The sequence below is a fragment of the Streptomyces katrae genome (assembly GCF_000966975.1).
GTDB classification, from domain to species: Bacteria; Actinomycetota; Actinomycetes; order Streptomycetales; family Streptomycetaceae; genus Streptomyces; species Streptomyces katrae.
On sequence record NZ_JZWV01000060.1, the window covers coordinates 1 to 15,227 of the forward strand.

Annotated in this window: 13 protein-coding genes and 2 pseudogenes; 14 read left to right on the forward strand and 1 reads right to left on the reverse strand. The window is 74.1% G+C overall.

The window, feature by feature from the left end:
• The first annotated feature begins 1 nt into the window (after position 1).
• From ssd to VR44_RS46820, 7 genes and pseudogenes are all read left to right on the forward strand, one after another.
• A complete protein-coding gene (gene ssd / locus VR44_RS03375) occupies positions 2-1,096 on the forward strand; it encodes a septum site-determining protein Ssd (RefSeq protein WP_094191408.1) in 1,095 nt (364 codons plus the stop codon).
• Complete coding sequence (locus tag VR44_RS03380) at positions 1,093-2,241, forward strand: TadA family conjugal transfer-associated ATPase (protein WP_045945845.1); 1,149 nt, start codon at positions 1,093-1,095, stop codon at positions 2,239-2,241. Before ssd ends, VR44_RS03380 begins: the two co-directional genes overlap by 4 nt.
• Positions 2,238-3,122: a type II secretion system F family protein gene (locus tag VR44_RS03385; protein WP_045945846.1), complete on the forward strand. Its 885-nt coding sequence runs from the start codon at positions 2,238-2,240 to the stop codon at positions 3,120-3,122. The genes VR44_RS03380 and VR44_RS03385 overlap by 4 nt, the downstream gene beginning before the upstream one ends.
• Positions 3,122-3,826: a type II secretion system F family protein gene (locus VR44_RS03390; RefSeq protein WP_045945847.1), complete on the forward strand. Its 705-nt coding sequence runs from the start codon at positions 3,122-3,124 to the stop codon at positions 3,824-3,826. The genes VR44_RS03385 and VR44_RS03390 overlap by 1 nt, the downstream gene beginning before the upstream one ends.
• 96 nt (positions 3,827-3,922) lie before the next feature.
• A complete protein-coding gene (locus VR44_RS03395; RefSeq protein ID WP_045945848.1) occupies positions 3,923-4,120 on the forward strand; it encodes a DUF4244 domain-containing protein in 198 nt (65 codons plus the stop codon).
• Positions 4,107-4,484, forward strand: a complete 378-nt coding sequence (locus VR44_RS43720) for a TadE family type IV pilus minor pilin (RefSeq protein WP_107072490.1) — start codon at positions 4,107-4,109, stop codon at positions 4,482-4,484. The genes VR44_RS03395 and VR44_RS43720 overlap by 14 nt, the downstream gene beginning before the upstream one ends.
• Before the next feature lie 59 nt (positions 4,485-4,543).
• Positions 4,544-4,741: pseudogene (locus VR44_RS46820) on the forward strand (Rv3654c family TadE-like protein); the annotation flags it as partial.
• A 123-nt stretch (positions 4,742-4,864) separates the two neighbouring features.
• On the opposite strand, the pseudogene VR44_RS03405 reads toward VR44_RS46820, so the two are convergent.
• A pseudogene (locus VR44_RS03405) lies at positions 4,865-7,334 on the reverse strand (DEAD/DEAH box helicase).
• An 80-nt stretch (positions 7,335-7,414) separates the two neighbouring features.
• On the opposite strand from VR44_RS03405, the gene bldG reads away from it, so the two are divergent.
• The 7 genes from bldG to topA all read left to right on the forward strand — a co-directional run.
• Positions 7,415-7,756 (forward strand): anti-sigma factor antagonist BldG, encoded by a 342-nt coding sequence (gene bldG, locus VR44_RS03410; protein ID WP_004939779.1) that lies wholly within the window; start codon positions 7,415-7,417, stop codon positions 7,754-7,756.
• 101 nt (positions 7,757-7,857) lie between these two features.
• Positions 7,858-8,298: an ATP-binding protein gene (locus VR44_RS03415; RefSeq protein WP_045945850.1), complete on the forward strand. Its 441-nt coding sequence runs from the start codon at positions 7,858-7,860 to the stop codon at positions 8,296-8,298.
• 256 nt (positions 8,299-8,554) lie between these two features.
• Positions 8,555-10,960, forward strand: a complete 2,406-nt coding sequence (locus tag VR44_RS03420; protein WP_045945851.1) for a sodium-translocating pyrophosphatase — start codon at positions 8,555-8,557, stop codon at positions 10,958-10,960.
• A gap of 190 nt (positions 10,961-11,150) precedes the next feature.
• Positions 11,151-11,705: a hypothetical protein gene (locus VR44_RS03425; RefSeq protein WP_045945852.1), complete on the forward strand. Its 555-nt coding sequence runs from the start codon at positions 11,151-11,153 to the stop codon at positions 11,703-11,705.
• A 121-nt stretch (positions 11,706-11,826) separates the two neighbouring features.
• Complete coding sequence (locus VR44_RS03430; protein ID WP_045945853.1) at positions 11,827-13,341, forward strand: N5-glutamine methyltransferase family protein; 1,515 nt, start codon at positions 11,827-11,829, stop codon at positions 13,339-13,341.
• 120 nt (positions 13,342-13,461) lie between these two features.
• Complete coding sequence (locus tag VR44_RS03435; protein WP_045945854.1) at positions 13,462-13,659, forward strand: hypothetical protein; 198 nt, start codon at positions 13,462-13,464, stop codon at positions 13,657-13,659.
• Positions 13,660-13,926: 267 nt separating this feature from the next.
• Positions 13,927-15,227: type I DNA topoisomerase (gene topA, locus VR44_RS03440; protein ID WP_045945855.1), on the forward strand; the 1,301-nt coding region annotated here is incomplete at its 3' end.

A 15,227-nucleotide genomic window follows, 5' to 3' on the forward strand; every position in this document is an offset into this window, starting at 1 on the left:
GATCATCACCGAGGACCCGCTGCTGCTCGACGATCTGCTGCGGCTGTGCGCCGCCGCGGGCGCCGAGCCGCACGTGCACCATGCGGTGCCCGAGCAAAGCGGAGCCGGTGGGGGCCCCGGCGGCGGCTCCGAGGCCGCCGCGCCGCGCGGAGGCGTCGGATGGGAGAGCGCCCCGCTGGTCCTGGTCGGGGACGACGCCGCCCGCCGGGTGCGCGGGGCGCCGCGCCGGCCGGGGGTGTTCCTCGTCGGCCGGGACCTCGACGACCCCTTCGTGTGGCAGCGGGCCGTGGAGCTCGGCGCCGAGGAGGTGCTGCGGCTCCCCGACGCCGAGAACCGGCTCGTCGACCGCCTCGCCGACGTGGTGGAAGGGGCCGGACGGCCCGCCCTCACCGTCGGGGTCATCGGCGGGAGCGGCGGGGCCGGGGCCTCCACCCTCGCCTGCGCCCTGGCGCTCCGGGCCGCCCGGGCCGGGGAGCGCACCATCCTCATCGACGGCGACCCCCTCGGGGGCGGCATGGACGTCCTGCTCGGGGGTGAGGGCGCCGAGGGGCTGCGCTGGCCGGACTTCGCCGCCTCGCGCGGCCGGGTCGGGGCCGGGGCGCTGGAGGAGTCCCTCCCCGAGCTGCACGCGCTGCGGGTGCTGAGCTGGGACCGCGGGGACCGGGTGGTGGTACCGCCCGCCGCCATGCGGTCGGTGGTGGCCGCCGCCCGCCGGCGCGGCGGGGTCGTCGTGGTCGACCTGCCCCGGCGGGTGGACGAGGCCGTCGCGGAGGTACTGGCCCAGCTGGACCTCGTCCTGCTGGTGGTCCTCGGTGAACTGCGGTCGGTGGCCGCGGCGGGGCGCGTCGCGGCCGGGGTGCGGATGGTGGCCCGGGACGTCCGCGTGGTCGTACGGGGCCGCTGTCGGCAGGGGCTCGACGCCGAAGCGGTCGCGGGGCTGCTGGGAGCGCCGCTGGCCGGCGAGGTGCCGGTGGAGGTGGGGCTCCCGGGGCGGGTGGCCGAGGGGGAACCGCCGGGCGCGCGGGGGGTGTTGGCCCGCTTCTGTGACGGCTTCTGGCAGCGGGCCCTCGGCCCGGCGCAGGGGGTGCCGGCATGAGCGCGGTCCTGCTGGACGCCGTCCGCCGGCGTCTCGCCGAGTCCGGTGCGGAGCCCACGCCGGCCCGGGTCGCCGCGGCCCTGCGGGCGCAGGGACGGTTGCTCGGGGACGCGGAAGTGCTGGGCGTTGCCGCCGAGTTGCGGTCCGAGCTGGTCGGTGCGGGCCCGCTGGAGCGGCTGCTCGAGGACCCCGGGGTCACCGATGTGCTGGTGGCCGCCCCGGACCGGGTGTGGGTGGACCGGGGCGGCGGGCTGGAGCTGACGGAGGTGACCTTCGCCGACGCCGAGGCCGTGCGCAGGCTGGCCCAGCGGCTGGCCGCCGTCGCGGGCCGGCGGCTGGACGACGCCCGGCCCTGGGTGGACGCCCGGATGCCGGACGGCACCCGGCTGCATGCCGTCCTCCCGCCGGTGGCCGTCGGGTCGGCGTGCCTGTCGCTGCGGGTGGTGCGGCCCAAGGCGTTCACGCTGGAGGAGCTGGTCGCCGCGGGGACCCTGCCGCCGGGCGGACAGCGGCTGCTGCGGGCGATGGTCGAGGCCCGGCTGTCCTTCCTCGTCTCGGGCGGGACGGGTACGGGCAAGACCACCCTGCTCAGCGCCCTGCTCGGACTGGTCGGGCCGGCCGAACGGATCGTGCTGGCCGAGGACTCCGCCGAACTGCGGCCCGACCACCCGCATGTGGTGCGGCTGGAGACCCGGCCCGCGAACCAGGAGGGCGCGGGCCTGGTCACCCTGGCCGACCTGGTCCGCCAGGCCCTGCGGATGCGCCCCGACCGGCTGGTGGTCGGCGAGGTGCGCGGGGCCGAAGTGGCCGATCTGCTGGCCGCTCTGAACACCGGTCACGAAGGGGGCTGCGGCACGGTCCACGCCAATGCCGCCGAGCACGTCCCGGCCCGGCTGGAGGCGCTCGGAACCGCCGCCGGACTCGACCGGGCGGCCCTGCACAGCCAGTTGGCCGCCGCGCTGACCCTGGTGGTCCACCTCGCCCGGGACCGGTCGGGGCGCCGGAGGGTGGCCGAGGTCCATGTGCTGGAGCGGGATCCGGCCGGGCTGGTCGTGACCGTCCCCGCGCTGCGCTGGGGCGCCCGCGGGTTCGTGCGGGAGCGGGGCTGGGAGCGGCTCGGCCCGCTGCTGCGGGGTGCGCGGTGAACGCCGGGGCCCTCGGGTCGGTGCCGGTGTTCGCCGGGGTGCTCTGCGCCGGGGCCGCCGCCTGGGGGCTGGCCGGGGGCGACGGGGTGTCCCGCCGGGCCCGGCTGGTGCTGGCGGGGGGCGTGCCGGTCGTGCCGCGCGGGCCCTCGCCCGGATGGCGGCTGGTGGCGGCGGTGCGGGTGCGGGCCGCGTGGTGGCGGGAGGGGGCGGCGGTCGGGGCCGGCCTGCTGGTGGCCGTGCTGGGCGGTTCGCTGATCCCGCTGGTTCTGGCAGCCGCGTCGGTGCCGCTGCTGCGCGGGTGGCTGCGGGCCCGGTGGCGGGAGCGGGCGCGGGAGGCACGGGCCGCCGGGGTGGTGGAGCTGTGCGGGGCCGTGGTCGGCGAGCTGCGGGCCGGCGCCCAGCCGGGGCGGGCGCTGACGGCGGCGATACGGCGTACGGCGGCCGGTCCCGGGGGCCCGGGCCCGGCGGAGGCGGCCGTACTGGCGGCCGCGGCCTTCGGCGGGGACGTGGCCGGCGCCCTCCAGGAGGCGGCGCGGGAGCCGGGCGCGGAGGGGCTGGCCGCGATGGCGGCCTGCTGGCGGGTCTCGGTGGACGGCGGCGCGGGCCTGGCGGCCGGCCTGGACCGGCTGGAGGGCGCCCTGCGGGCCGAGCGGGACCGGAAGGAGTCGCTGCGGGCCCAGCTGGCGGGGGCCAGGTCGACGACGCTGGTGCTCGCCCTGCTCCCCCTGGTGGGGCTGCTGATGGGGACCGCGCTCGGGGCGGATCCGCTGGAGGTGCTGCTGCACTCCCCGGTCGGGTGGGGCTGTCTGGTGGCGGGCGGGGTGCTGGAGGTCCTGGGGCTGCTGTGGTGCCGGCGGATCGTGCGGACGGGGGAGCGGTGATGGGCGGGGCGGTGGTCCACAGGCTGGGGACGGTGCTGTGCCTCGCGGTGGTGGTGTGGTGCCTGGCTTCGGCGGTGTCGGCGCGGCTGGTGCGGCGGGCGGCGCGGCGAAGGCTCGCCGTCGTCTTCCGGACGGCCCGGACCGTGCGGCCCGGGTCGCCGCGGGGCCGCCGGGTGCGGGCGGCGGCGGTGGCCTGGGCGGGGCCGGCCGGGGCGCTGCTGACGGGCTGGGTGCTGGTCGGCGGGGCGTGGGGGCTGCCGGCCGGGTGCGCCGCGGCGGCCGGGGTGCGGTGGTGGTCGGCCGCCTGTCTGGCGGCGGGCGCGGGGCCGGTGGAGGCGGCCGAGGCGGTGGGGGAGTCGCTGGGCGGGCCGGTGGGCGAGCGGCTGGCGCTCGCCGGGGCCGAGCTGCGGCTCGGCGGTGAACCGGGAGCGGCGTGGGGGAGGTTGGCGGGCATACCCGGCGCCCGGGGGCTGGCGGAGTGCCTGGAGCGCGCCGCGCGGACCGGGGCGCCCGCGGCGGAGCCGGTGGCCCGGCTGGCGGCGGCCCTGCGGGCGGACCGCTCCCGGCGGGCGGGTGCCCGGGCGCAGCGGGCCGCGGTGATGGTCACCGCGCCGGTCGGGCTGTGCTTCCTCCCCGCGTTCCTGGCGGTCGGAGTGGCACCGGTGGTGATCGGAATGGCTTCCGGTCTGCTGTCGGCCGGCTGAAATCCCGAAGTCCTCCGGTAGCCGGGCCGTTCCGCCGGGAGTTTCGGAATCAAAACCTGAAATCAGATCAAGAACGTAATCCCACAGGAGGTTGTCATGAGGATCATCTGGTTCCGTCTGCGGGCGGCGCTGAGCGGTCGCGGGAGCGACACGGGAATGTCCACTTCGGAATACGCCATGGGCACGATCGCGGCCTGTGCGTTCGCGGCGGTCCTGTACAAGGTGGTGACGAGTGACGTGGTCGCGACGGCCCTTCAGTCGACCATCGGGAAGGCGCTCGATGCGCCCTTCTGAGCGAAAGCCGCCGGCCGCCCCGGACCGGGGCTATGTGACGGCGGAGGCGGCCCTCGTCATTCCGGCTCTGGTGCTGTTCGCGGCGCTGCTGGTGTGGGCGCTGATGGCGGCGGCCGCGCAGATCCGGTGTGTGGACGCCGCCCGGGCGGGCGCTCGGGCGGCGGCCCGGTCGGAACCGGTCGGCGCGGTGCTGGCGGCGGCCCGGCAGGCGGCCCCGCCGGGGGCCGAGGTGGAGCTGGAGCGGTCCGGCGACCTGTGGCGGGTGCGGGTGGCGGCGCCCGCCCCGGGTCCGGCCGGGCTGCCGGTACGGATCGGGGCGCGGGCGGTGGCCCTGGCCGAGGACAGCGTGGGGCCGCCGCCGTGAGCCGGGACCGGGGTTCCGCGACGGTGTGGGCCACCGTGGTGGCCACCGCTCTGGTGGCGGTGTTCGGGGGCGTGCTGCTGCTCGGGCAGGCCGTGGTGGCCCGGCACCGGGCGGGTGCGGCGGCCGATCTGGCGGCCCTCGCCGCAGCCGCCGTCTGGGCGCACGGTCCGCAGGCCGCCTGCGCGGCGGCCGGGCGGGTGGCGGGGGCCCAGGGGGCGGTGGTGGCCCGGTGCCGCGTCGGCGGCGAGGTGGCCGAGGTCACCGCCGTGGTCCGGGCGGGCCCCTTCGCCCCGGCGGTCGCCGCCCGTGCGGGTCCGCCCGTGGTGCCGGCTCCGGGGGCCGAGGTCGTGGCGCCGTCGGGCGGGGCCGGGCCCGGCGGCTCAGGCGGGCGGGGCCAGGAGGCGGGTGAGGAGGCGGATCGCGCCGCGCTTGTGGAGGGGGTCGTTTCCGTTGCCGCACTTGGGGGACTGGATGCAGGAGGGGCAGCCCGCCTCGCACTCGCAGGCGGCGATGGCGTCCCGGGTGGCCGTCAGCCACGCCCGGGCCGTGTGGAAGGCCCGCTCCGCGAAGCCGGCGCCGCCGGGGTGGCCGTCGTACACGAACACCGTGGGCAGCAGGGTGTCCGGGTGCAGCGGGACGGAGACCCCGCCGATGTCCCAGCGGTCGCAGGTGGCGAACAGCGGGAGCAGGCCGATGGAGGCGTGCTCGGCGGCGTGCAGGGCGCCGCCGAGGATCTCCGGGTTGATCCGGGCCTCGTCGAGCTGGTCCTCGGTGACCGTCCACCACACGGCCCTGGTGCGCAGGGTGCGCGGCGGCAGGTCCAGCTTGGCCTCGCCGAGCACCTCGCCGGTGATCAGCTTGCGGCGCAGGTAGGAGACGACCTGGTTGGTGACCTCGACGGAGCCGTAGCAGAGCCGGGCGGCGCCCCAGGGGACCTCGGTCTCGGTCTCCAGGACGGAGATCGAGGTGGTGTCGCGGGCCGTGGTGGAGAAGGGCGGGTCCGCCTCCTCGACCAGGGCCACGGACTCCTCCAGGTCCAGCCGCCGCACCAGGTAGGTGCGGCCCTGGTGGAGGTGGACGGCGCCGTCGTGGACCGCGGTGTGGGAGGCGGACTCGTCGACGGTGCCCAGCAGCCGCCCGGTCCCGGCCTCGACGATCTGCACCGGGCGGCCCCCGCCGCCGCGGATGTCGGCCAGGTCCGAGGCCCGTTCCCGGCGGGTCCAGTGCCAGGCCGCGGTCCTGCGCCGCAGCAGCTTCGCCGCCTCCAGCTGGGGCAGCAGCCCGGCCGTCGCCGGGCCGAAGAGGTCCAGGTCGGTCTCGGTCAGGGGCAGCTCGGCGGCGGCCGCGCACAGGTGCGGGGCCAGGACGTAGGGGTTGTCGGGGTCCAGCACGGTGGCCTCCACCGGCTGCCGGAAGAGGGCCTCGGGGTGGTGGACCAGATAGGTGTCCAGCGGGTCGTCGCGGGCGATCAGCACCGCCAGGGCGCCCTGCCCCGAGCGGCCGGCGCGCCCGGCCTGCTGCCACAGCGAGGCCCGGGTGCCCGGATAGCCGGTGATCAGTACGGCGTCCAGGCCGGACACGTCCACGCCGAGCTCCAGGGCCGTGGTGGCGGCCAGCCCCAGCAGTTCCCCGGAGTGCAGGGCCCGCTCCAGGGCGCGGCGCTCCTCGGGCAGGTAGCCGCCCCGGTAGGCCGCGACCCGCCGGGGCAGCGACCGGTCCACCTGGGCCAGCCGCTCCTGGGTGATCACGGAGATCAGTTCGGCGCCGCGCCGGGAGCGGACGAAGGCCACCGTGCGGACCCCCTGGACGACCAGGTCGGTGAGCAGGTCGGCGGTCTCCGCCGTCGCGGTGCGGCGCACCGGGGCGCCCTTCTCGCCCTTGAGCTCGGTCAGCGGCGGCTCCCACAGGGCGAAGACCACCTCGCCGCGCGGCGAGGCGTCGTCGGTGATCCCGGTGACCGGGACCCCGGTCAGCCGGGTGGCGGCCGCCGCGGGGTCGCTCGCCGTGGCGGAGGCCAGCAGGAACACCGGCTCCGAGCCGTAGCGGGCGCACAGCCGGCGCAGCCGCCGCAGCACCTGGGCGACGTGCGAGCCGAACACCCCGCGGTAGCTGTGGCACTCGTCGATGACGACGTACCGCAGGGCCTTGAGGAAGGAGGACCAGCGGGGGTGGGAGGGCAGGACGCCCCGGTGCAGCATGTCGGGGTTGGTCAGCACGTAGTTGGCGTACTGGCGTACCCACTCGCGTTCCTCGACGGGCGTGTCCCCGTCGTACACGGCCGGTCGCACCGCGTTCCCGAGGGGTGCGGCCAGTTCCCGGACGGCGCGCCGCTGGTCGGCGGCCAGAGCTTTGGTCGGAGCCAGGTAGAGGGCGGTCGCACCGCGTCCGTTCGGTGCCTCGGCGCCGTCGGCGAGGGCCGACAGGACGGGGGCCAGATAGGCCAGGGACGGGGGCCAGATAGGCCAGGGACTTGCCGGAGGCGGTTCCGGTGGCGATGACCACCGACTCGCCGTCCAGGGCGTGCTCGGCGGCCGCGGCCTGGTGCTCCCACGGGTGTTCGATTCCCGCGGCACGGATCGCGGCCACGACATCCGTTCGGACGCGGTGCGGCCAGACCGCATGACGGCCCTCCCGAGGGGGCAAGTGCTCCGTATGGGTGATGCGCGCAGCTCGGGAAGGCCCCCGTGACAGGCGGTCCAGAACGGTGCCGGGGGTGGGTCGTGGGTCCTCCGGTGCCGTGGCCGGACCGGGGCGGTGAGTGTTGGCCATTGGAACCGAGTGTGTCACCGGCGTGCGGGACAATGGTCTCAAGGCGTCGTGCGCGCCTGCCGGTAAGTGATTGAATGCCATCGCGGCAGCCGATCCCTCCCCTACCTTCGGGTGGGAGGCCCCTGGGGGGCGCCGCTCGATAGCAAGGTGCTGGAGGATCCGTGGACCTGTCCCTGTCGACTCGCACTGTCGGCGACCGCACGGTCGTAGAGGTCGGTGGCGAGATTGATGTGTATACCGCGCCCAAGCTGCGCGAGCAGTTGGTGGAGTTGGTGAACGACGGCAGCTACCACCTGGTTGTCGACATGGAGCGAGTGGACTTCCTCGACTCCACCGGCCTCGGTGTGCTCGTGGGAGGCCTCAAGCGCGTTCGTGCGCACGAGGGCTCGCTGCGTCTGGTCTGCAACCAGGAGCGCATCCTGAAGATCTTCCGGATCACCGGTCTGACGAAGGTGTTCCCGATCCACACCTCGGTGGACGACGCCGTCCAGGCCACCGACTGACATACGGCTCCGGATACGAGGAGCCGCCGAGGAGGGGGTACCCGGACCCTGGGTGGTCCGGGCCCCTGTCAAGGCACGCCTGTAGTCCGAGGGGGACGCACATGGCCACCGTTGAACTGCGTTTCAGCGCCCAGCCCGAACACGTCCGCACGGCCCGCCTGGTCGCGGCCGCCGTGGCGCGCCGGGCGGGGGTGGAGGAAGCCGTCCTCGACGAGGTCCGCCTCGCCGTGGGCGAGGCCTGTTCGCGTGCCGTCGGACTGCACCGCAGCAACGGGTTGACCGCGCCCGTCCGGGTGGTGCTGATCGAGGAGGAGAAGGTGTTCTCCATCGAGGTCGGCGACGAGGTGCCCGGGCCGGCCGGCGGTTCGTCCGAGCCGGTCCCCGCCATGGACGCGGCCCTGGACCCGGATGCCGACGGTGAGGACGAGATGGGGCTCGCCGTGATCAGCGGCCTCGTCGACGACGTCTCCGTGACCAGTGGGGAATCGGGCGGAACGATCCGGATGCGATGGCCCGTCGCCGGGGTTCCCGATCTTCCGTAAGGCCCGCCCGTCGTATCTTCCGATCTTTATCAAGGCCCTGCTGAGCAGGGCCTTTTTCATTTTCCCGGAAATCCTCTAGATCGCTGATCGGCCGTCAATGGCTTTGCCCCATTACCTCTTTCGGGGGTAAAGGAGTGACGCGATCTATTGCTGAGGAGCAAGAGCACGCCAATTCCGTTTCACGCCCACTGTTTTGATCAGGGTGCGCTCCCTACAATCCGTCCACATCTTGAGCTCATCACGTCAAGGAGGACGAATGACGGGGCTCTTCACCCCCAATGCCGTGGATCACGCCGATGATCTGGCGGCCGCAGTACTCACGGATGACAACCGGCTCATCGTGTTCGTCATCGCGGGCATCGCACTGGCCGCACTCGTCGTCGCGCAGATCCTGGTCCGCCAGGTCCTCGCCGCCGACGAGGGCACCAGCAGCATGAAGAAGATCGCCGCGGCGGTGCAGGAGGGCGCGAACGCCTATCTGGGCCGCCAGTTGCGCACCCTCGGCATCTTCGCGGTCGTGGTCTTCTTCCTGCTCTTCCTGCTCCCCGCCGACGACTGGACGCAGCGCTCCGGCCGCTCCGCCTTCTTCCTCGTCGGCGCCCTCTTCTCGGCCACCACCGGCTACATCGGCATGCGCCTCGCGGTCCGCGCCAACGTCCGCGTCGCCGCGGCCGCCCGCGAGGCCACCCCCGCCGAGGGCGAGCCCGCCAAGGACCTGACCGAAGTCGCCCACAAGGCCATGAAGATCGCCTTCCGCACCGGTGGCGTGGTCGGCATGTTCACCGTCGGCCTCGGCCTGCTCGGCGCCTCCTGCGTCGTGCTCGTCTACGCCGCCGACGCCCCCAAGGTGCTGGAGGGCTTCGGCCTCGGCGCCGCGCTCATCGCGATGTTCATGCGCGTGGGCGGCGGCATCTTCACCAAGGCCGCCGACGTGGGCGCCGACCTGGTCGGCAAGGTCGAGCAGGGCATTCCGGAGGACGATCCGCGCAATGCCGCGACCATCGCCGACAATGTGGGCGACAACGTCGGCGACTGCGCGGGGATGGCGGCCGACCTCTTCGAGTCCTACGCCGTCACCCTCGTGGCCGCCCTCATCCTCGGCAAGGCCGCCTTCGGCGACCTCGGCCTCGCCTTCCCGCTGATCGTGCCCGCCATCGGCGTCATCACCGCCATGATCGGCATCTTCGCCGTGGCCCCGCGCCGCTCCGACCGCAGCGGGATGACCGCGATCAACCGCGGCTTCTTCATCTCCGCGGTGATCTCCCTGGTGCTCGTGGGCGCCGCCGTCTACGCCTACCTCCCGGCCACCTACAAGGAACTCACCGGCGTCGAGGACGCCGCGATCCTGAACCACGACGGGGACCCGCGGATCCTGGCCGTGGTCGCCGTCGCCATCGGCATCGTGCTCGCGGCCCTGATCCAGCAGCTGACCGGCTACTTCACCGAGACCAGCCGACGCCCCGTCCGGGACATCGGCAAGACCTCGCTGACCGGCCCCGCCACCGTGGTCCTCGCCGGCATCTCCGTCGGCCTGGAGTCCGCCGTCTACACGGCGCTGCTCATCGGCCTCGGCGTCTACGGCGCCTTCCTCCTCGGCGGCACGTCGATCATGCTCGCCCTCTTCGCGGTGGCCCTGGCCGGCACCGGCCTGCTCACCACCGTGGGCGTCATCGTCGCCATGGACACCTTCGGCCCGGTCTCCGACAACGCCCAGGGCATCGCGGAGATGTCCGGCGACGTCGAGGGCGCGGGCGCCCAGGTCCTCACCGACCTCGACGCCGTCGGCAACACCACCAAGGCCATCACCAAGGGCATCGCCATCGCCACCGCCGTCCTCGCCGCGGCCGCGCTCTTCGGCTCGTACAACGACGCCATCACCAACGCGGTCAAGTCGGTCGGCGCCAAGGCCGGGGAGATGAACCTCAGCCTCGCCATCGCCCAGCCCAACAACCTGGTGGGCCTGATCCTGGGCGCGGCCGTCGTGTTCCTGTTCTCGGGCCTGGCCATCAACGCCGTGTCCCGCTCCGCGGGCGCCGTCGTCTACGAGGTGCGCCGCCAGTTCCGCGAGCACCCCGGGATCATGGACTACTCCGAGAAGCCCGAGTACGGGCGCGTCGTGGACATCTGCACCAAGGACGCCCTGCGCGAACTGGCCACTCCGGGCCTGCTCGCCGTGCTCACCCCGATCGCGGTCGGCTTCACCCTCGGCGTCGGCGCGCTCGGCTCCTTCCTCGCGGGCGCCATCGGCTGCGGCACCCTGATGGCGGTCTTCCTCGCGAACTCCGGCGGCGCGTGGGACAACGCGAAGAAGCTCGTCGAGGACGGCCACCACGGCGGCAAGGGCAGCGAGGCCCATGCCGCGGTCGTCATCGGCGACACCGTCGGCGACCCCTTCAAGGACACCGCCGGCCCGGCCATCAACCCGCTCCTGAAGGTCATGAACCTGGTGGCCTTGCTGATCGCCCCGGCCGTCGTGCAGTTCAGCTACGGCGCGGACACCAGCGCGACCGTGCGCGCGGTCGTCGCGGCGATCGCGCTGCTGATCATCGTCGCCGCGGTGTACGCCTCCAAGCGGCGCGGCATCGCCGTCGGCGACGACGAGGCGCAGGACGCGGCCGCGGAGCGTGTGGCGCAGCCGGCGGACCCGGCGGCCGTCTCCTGACCCCGCGGAGCCCCTGAGGGCGGCCCGGAAGGGCCCGGGACGGCCCGCGGGCCTGTGGGCCGACCGGTCCGGGGATGCGCCCGAACGGCGGACGGGCGGCGCGTACTGACGCGCCGTCCGTCCGCCTTTCTGTGTGCTCGGATGGCGGGCGTGTATCTTCCGGCCGAGAGCCATCGAAGGGACCAATCCGGTGAACAAGAAGCTTGCGGCCGCGGTGTCCTGCGGTGCAGTACTGATGCTCGTGCTGTCCGGCTGCGGCGGTGACGACGACGGCGACAAGAAGGCCGACGCCTGGGCCAAGAAGGTCTGCGACAAGTGGGAGCCCGAGCTCACCAAGATCAAGGGCACCAACGACGACCTGAAGCGGGTCGCTTCGCAGAGCAGCAAGCCCGAGGAGGTCCAGAAGACCGACTCGGCCGCCTTCCAGACCCTTTCCGAGTCCTACAAGAGCATGGCCGCCTCCCTCACGGCGGCCGGTGAGGCCCCGGTCAAGGACGGGAAGACCGCCCAGGACTCCGTGGTCAAGAGCTACGGCGAGATCTCCAAGGGCTACACCGACCTCAAGACGAAGATCGACGCCCTCGACCCCAAGGACCAGGCCAAGTTCGCGGACGGCCTGCAGCAGGTCGCCGGCGGTCTCACGGAGGTGGCGGCCAACGAGACTGCGAGCAAGGAGAAGCTCAACTCGACCGGCCTCAAGGTGATCTACAGCCAGAAGGGCTGCCAGGTCTCGGCCCCCAAGTAGCCGCCGTGGCGCGGGGCGCGGGCGGGCGTACGAGGCCCGGGCGGCCGGATCCCGGGCGGACCCGGTCGGCCGCGCCCCGCGCATCGCACGGATCACCGGTCCCAGCGGCCACAATGGACGGGTGAGTACCACCAGCCTCCCCCAGCCCGACCGCGCCGCCGAGCTCCGCGAAGCCTTCCTCGCCGCCGGTTTCACCGCCGACGGGCTGCTCGACCTGCTCGGCGCCCCCGCCTACGCCGCGCTCGCCCGCAGCGAGACGGTCCCCGCCCTGCGCGCCACGCGCAGCCACGGCGACGGCCCCCTCGCCACCCTGGTGCGGCTGTTCCTCCTGCAGTGCCCCGTGCCCCATGCGCACGCCGCGCAGGCACTGCCCGTCGAGGCCGCGCTCGCCGACGGCTGGCTGCGGCGGGAGGGCGATGAGGTGCACGCCACGGTCGACGTGCGCCCGTACGGCGGGCCCGACGGCGAGGACTGGTTCATCGTCTCCGACCTCGGCTGCGCCGTCGGCGGCGCCGGCGGCATCGGCAGCCGCGAGGAGGGCGTCGTACTCGGCGTCGGCGGAGCCTCCACCACCCTGGCCGGGATCACCGTCCGCACCCCCGTCGGCTCCGCCCTGGACCTGGGCACCGGATCCGGGATCCAGGCGCTGCACGCGGCCCAGCACGCCACCCGGGTCACCGCCACCGACGTCAACCCGCGCGCCCTGGAATTCACCCGGTTGACGCTGGCGCTCTCCGGGGCACCGGAGGCCGAGCTGCTCACCGGGTCGCTGTTCGAGCCCGTCGGCGACGCCACGTACGACCTGATCGTGTCGAACCCGCCCTTCGTCATCTCCCCCGGTGCCCGGCTCACGTACCGGGACGGCGGGATGGGCGGCGACGACCTGTGCCGGACCCTGGTCCAGCAGGCGGGGGACCACCTCAACCCGGGCGGGTTCGCCCAGTTCCTCGGCAACTGGCAGCACGTCGAGGGCGAGGACTGGCACGACCGGGTCCGCTCCTGGGTGCCGCGCGGCTGCGACGCGTGGATCGTGCAGCGCGACGTGCAGGACGTGACGCAGTACGCGGAGCTGTGGCTGCGCGACGCCGGCGACCACCGCACGGACCCGGCCGAGTACGCGGCGCGCTACGAGGACTGGCTGGACGAGTTCGAGTCCCGCAAGACCAAGGCCGTCGGCTTCGGCTGGATCACGCTGCGCCGAACCGACGCGGCGGAGCCCTCGATCGTGGTCGAGGAGTGGCCGCACTCGGTGGAACAGCCGCTCGGCGAGACCGTCCTGGCGCACTTCGCCCGCCAGGACTACCTGCGCGAACACGATGACGCCGCGCTGCTGGCCGGGTACTTCCAGCTGACCGAGGAGGTCGTCCAGGAGCAGGTCGGCGCCCCCGGCGCGGAGGACCCCGAGCACGTGGTGCTCCGGCAGAACCGCGGGATGCGCCGGGCCACCAAGGTGGACACGGTCGGCGCGGGCTTCGCCGGGGTCTGCGACGGCTCGCTGAGCGCGGGCCGGATCCTCGACGCGATCGCCCAGCTGGTCGACGAGGACCCGGTCCTCCTGCGCGACCGGACGCCGGAGGCGATCCGGATGCTGGTCGAGCAGGGATTCCTGGAGCCCGTGCCGGGGCCCGCCCGGTAGGCCGGTCCGGCAGCCCCTCCGGCAGCCCGTCCGGGCCGCGGCGCCGGGCGACCCCGTGATGTAACCCGGGCGGGGGATTCGGGGGGATCCCCCGGCGGCCCGGGTGGAGGGGGAAAAGGCATGGAACGCGGTCCGGCGGTGTTCGCGGCGGGCGTGTTCCTGCTGTTCGGGACCGCTCTGCTGGTCTGGACGGGGGCGCGTGCCGGACGTCGGGCGCCGGTCGCCGAGGGCGTGCGCCCCGCGGTGGCCGTACCGCTGGCCCTGCTCGCCGGCGCGGGCTCGCTGGCCCTGGGCGTGTGGTGCCTCCAGCGGTTCTGAGGCGCGGACCGGCGATGATCTCCGGCGGGGTGTGAAACCCGACGTCGCGACGGGTGCGGGGGCGGGGCCAGACGGCCCCCAGGCCACTCGGCCCGGTGACCGGGAGGGGTCCGGCGCGGCATCCGGGCGGCAGAAATGGCACTTGTCGGGTTACCGTTCGAGTGGCCGTTGCGGGCTTGTGCCGTTTGACACGGGGGCGGGTTGTACCGTCACACTCCGCAGCGTCGCCGTACTGCGACCGAGTGCCGACCGGAGAGAAGAGCCAAGTTGTCCCCGACTAGCGAGACCGCACAGGGCGGCCGCCGACTCGTCATCGTCGAGTCCCCTGCCAAGGCGAAGACGATCAAGGGCTACCTCGGCCCTGGGTACGTCGTCGAGGCGAGCGTCGGGCACATCCGCGACCTCCCGAACGGGGCCGCCGAGGTCCCCGACAAGTACACGGGCGAGGTCCGCCGGCTCGGCGTGGACGTCGAGCACGACTTCGCGCCGATCTACGTCGTCAACGCGGACAAGAAGGCCCAGGTCAGGAAGCTCAAGGACCTGCTGGCCGAGTCCGACGAACTCTTCCTCGCCACCGATGAGGACCGCGAGGGCGAAGCCATCGCGTGGCACCTCCAGGAAGTGCTCAAGCCCAAGGTCCCCGTCCACCGGATGGTCTTCCACGAGATCACCAAGGACGCCATCCGCGACGCCGTCGCCAACCCGCGCGAACTCAACCAGCGCATGGTCGACGCCCAGGAGACCCGCCGCATCCTCGACCGCCTCTACGGCTACGAGGTCTCGCCGGTCCTGTGGAAGAAGGTCATGCCCCGGCTGTCGGCCGGCCGCGTCCAGTCCGTCGCCACCCGCCTCGTCGTCGAGCGCGAGCGCGAGCGCATCGCCTTCCGCTCCGCCGAGTACTGGGACCTCACCGGCACCTTCGGCACCGGCCGCGCCGGTGACGCCTCCGACCCCTCCTCGCTGGTCGCCCGCCTGAACACGGTCGACGGCAAGCGCGTCGCCCAGGGCCGCGACTTCGGCCCGAACGGGCAGCTCAAGGGCGATGTGCTGCACCTCGACGAGGCGAACGCGCGGGCGCTCGCCGCCGCGCTCCAGGGCGCCGAGTTCTCCGTCCGCTCGGTCGAGTCCAAGCCGTACCGCCGCTCCCCGTACGCCCCGTTCCGTACGACGACCCTCCAGCAGGAGGCCTCGCGCAAGCTGGGCTTCGGCGCGAAGGCGACGATGCAGGTGGCGCAGAAGCTGTACGAGAACGGCTTCATCACCTACATGCGTACGGACTCCACCACGCTCTCCGACACCGCGGTGGCGGCGGCCCGGGCACAGGTCACCCAGCTCTACGGGGCCGACTACCTGCCCGAGAAGCCGCGCGTCTACGCCGGCAAGGTCAAGAACGCGCAGGAGGCGCACGAGGCGATCAGGCCTTCGGGTGATCGTTTCCGCACCCCCGCCGAGACGGGCCTGACCGGCGACCAGTTCCGCCTGTACGAGCTGATCTGGAAGCGGACCGTCGCCTCCCAGATGAAGGACGCGACCGGCAACTCGGTCACCGTGAAGATCGCCGGCCGGAT

Excerpts from the sequence above, each read along its gene's own strand:
- VR44_RS03380 (WP_045945845.1), top strand. The coding sequence starts at position 1,093 with ATGAGCGCGGTCCTGCTGGACGCCGTCCGCCGGCGTCTCGCCGAGTCC.
- VR44_RS03390 (WP_045945847.1), top strand. The coding sequence starts at position 3,122 with ATGGGCGGGGCGGTGGTCCACAGGCTGGGGACGGTGCTGTGCCTCGCG.
- VR44_RS03395 (WP_045945848.1), top strand. The coding sequence starts at position 3,923 with ATGAGGATCATCTGGTTCCGTCTGCGGGCGGCGCTGAGCGGTCGCGGG.
- VR44_RS43720 (WP_107072490.1), top strand. The coding sequence starts at position 4,107 with ATGCGCCCTTCTGAGCGAAAGCCGCCGGCCGCCCCGGACCGGGGCTAT.
- VR44_RS03415 (WP_045945850.1), top strand. The coding sequence starts at position 7,858 with ATGGCCACCGTTGAACTGCGTTTCAGCGCCCAGCCCGAACACGTCCGC.
- VR44_RS03420 (WP_045945851.1), top strand. The coding sequence starts at position 8,555 with ATGACGGGGCTCTTCACCCCCAATGCCGTGGATCACGCCGATGATCTG.
- VR44_RS03435 (WP_045945854.1), top strand. The coding sequence starts at position 13,462 with ATGGAACGCGGTCCGGCGGTGTTCGCGGCGGGCGTGTTCCTGCTGTTC.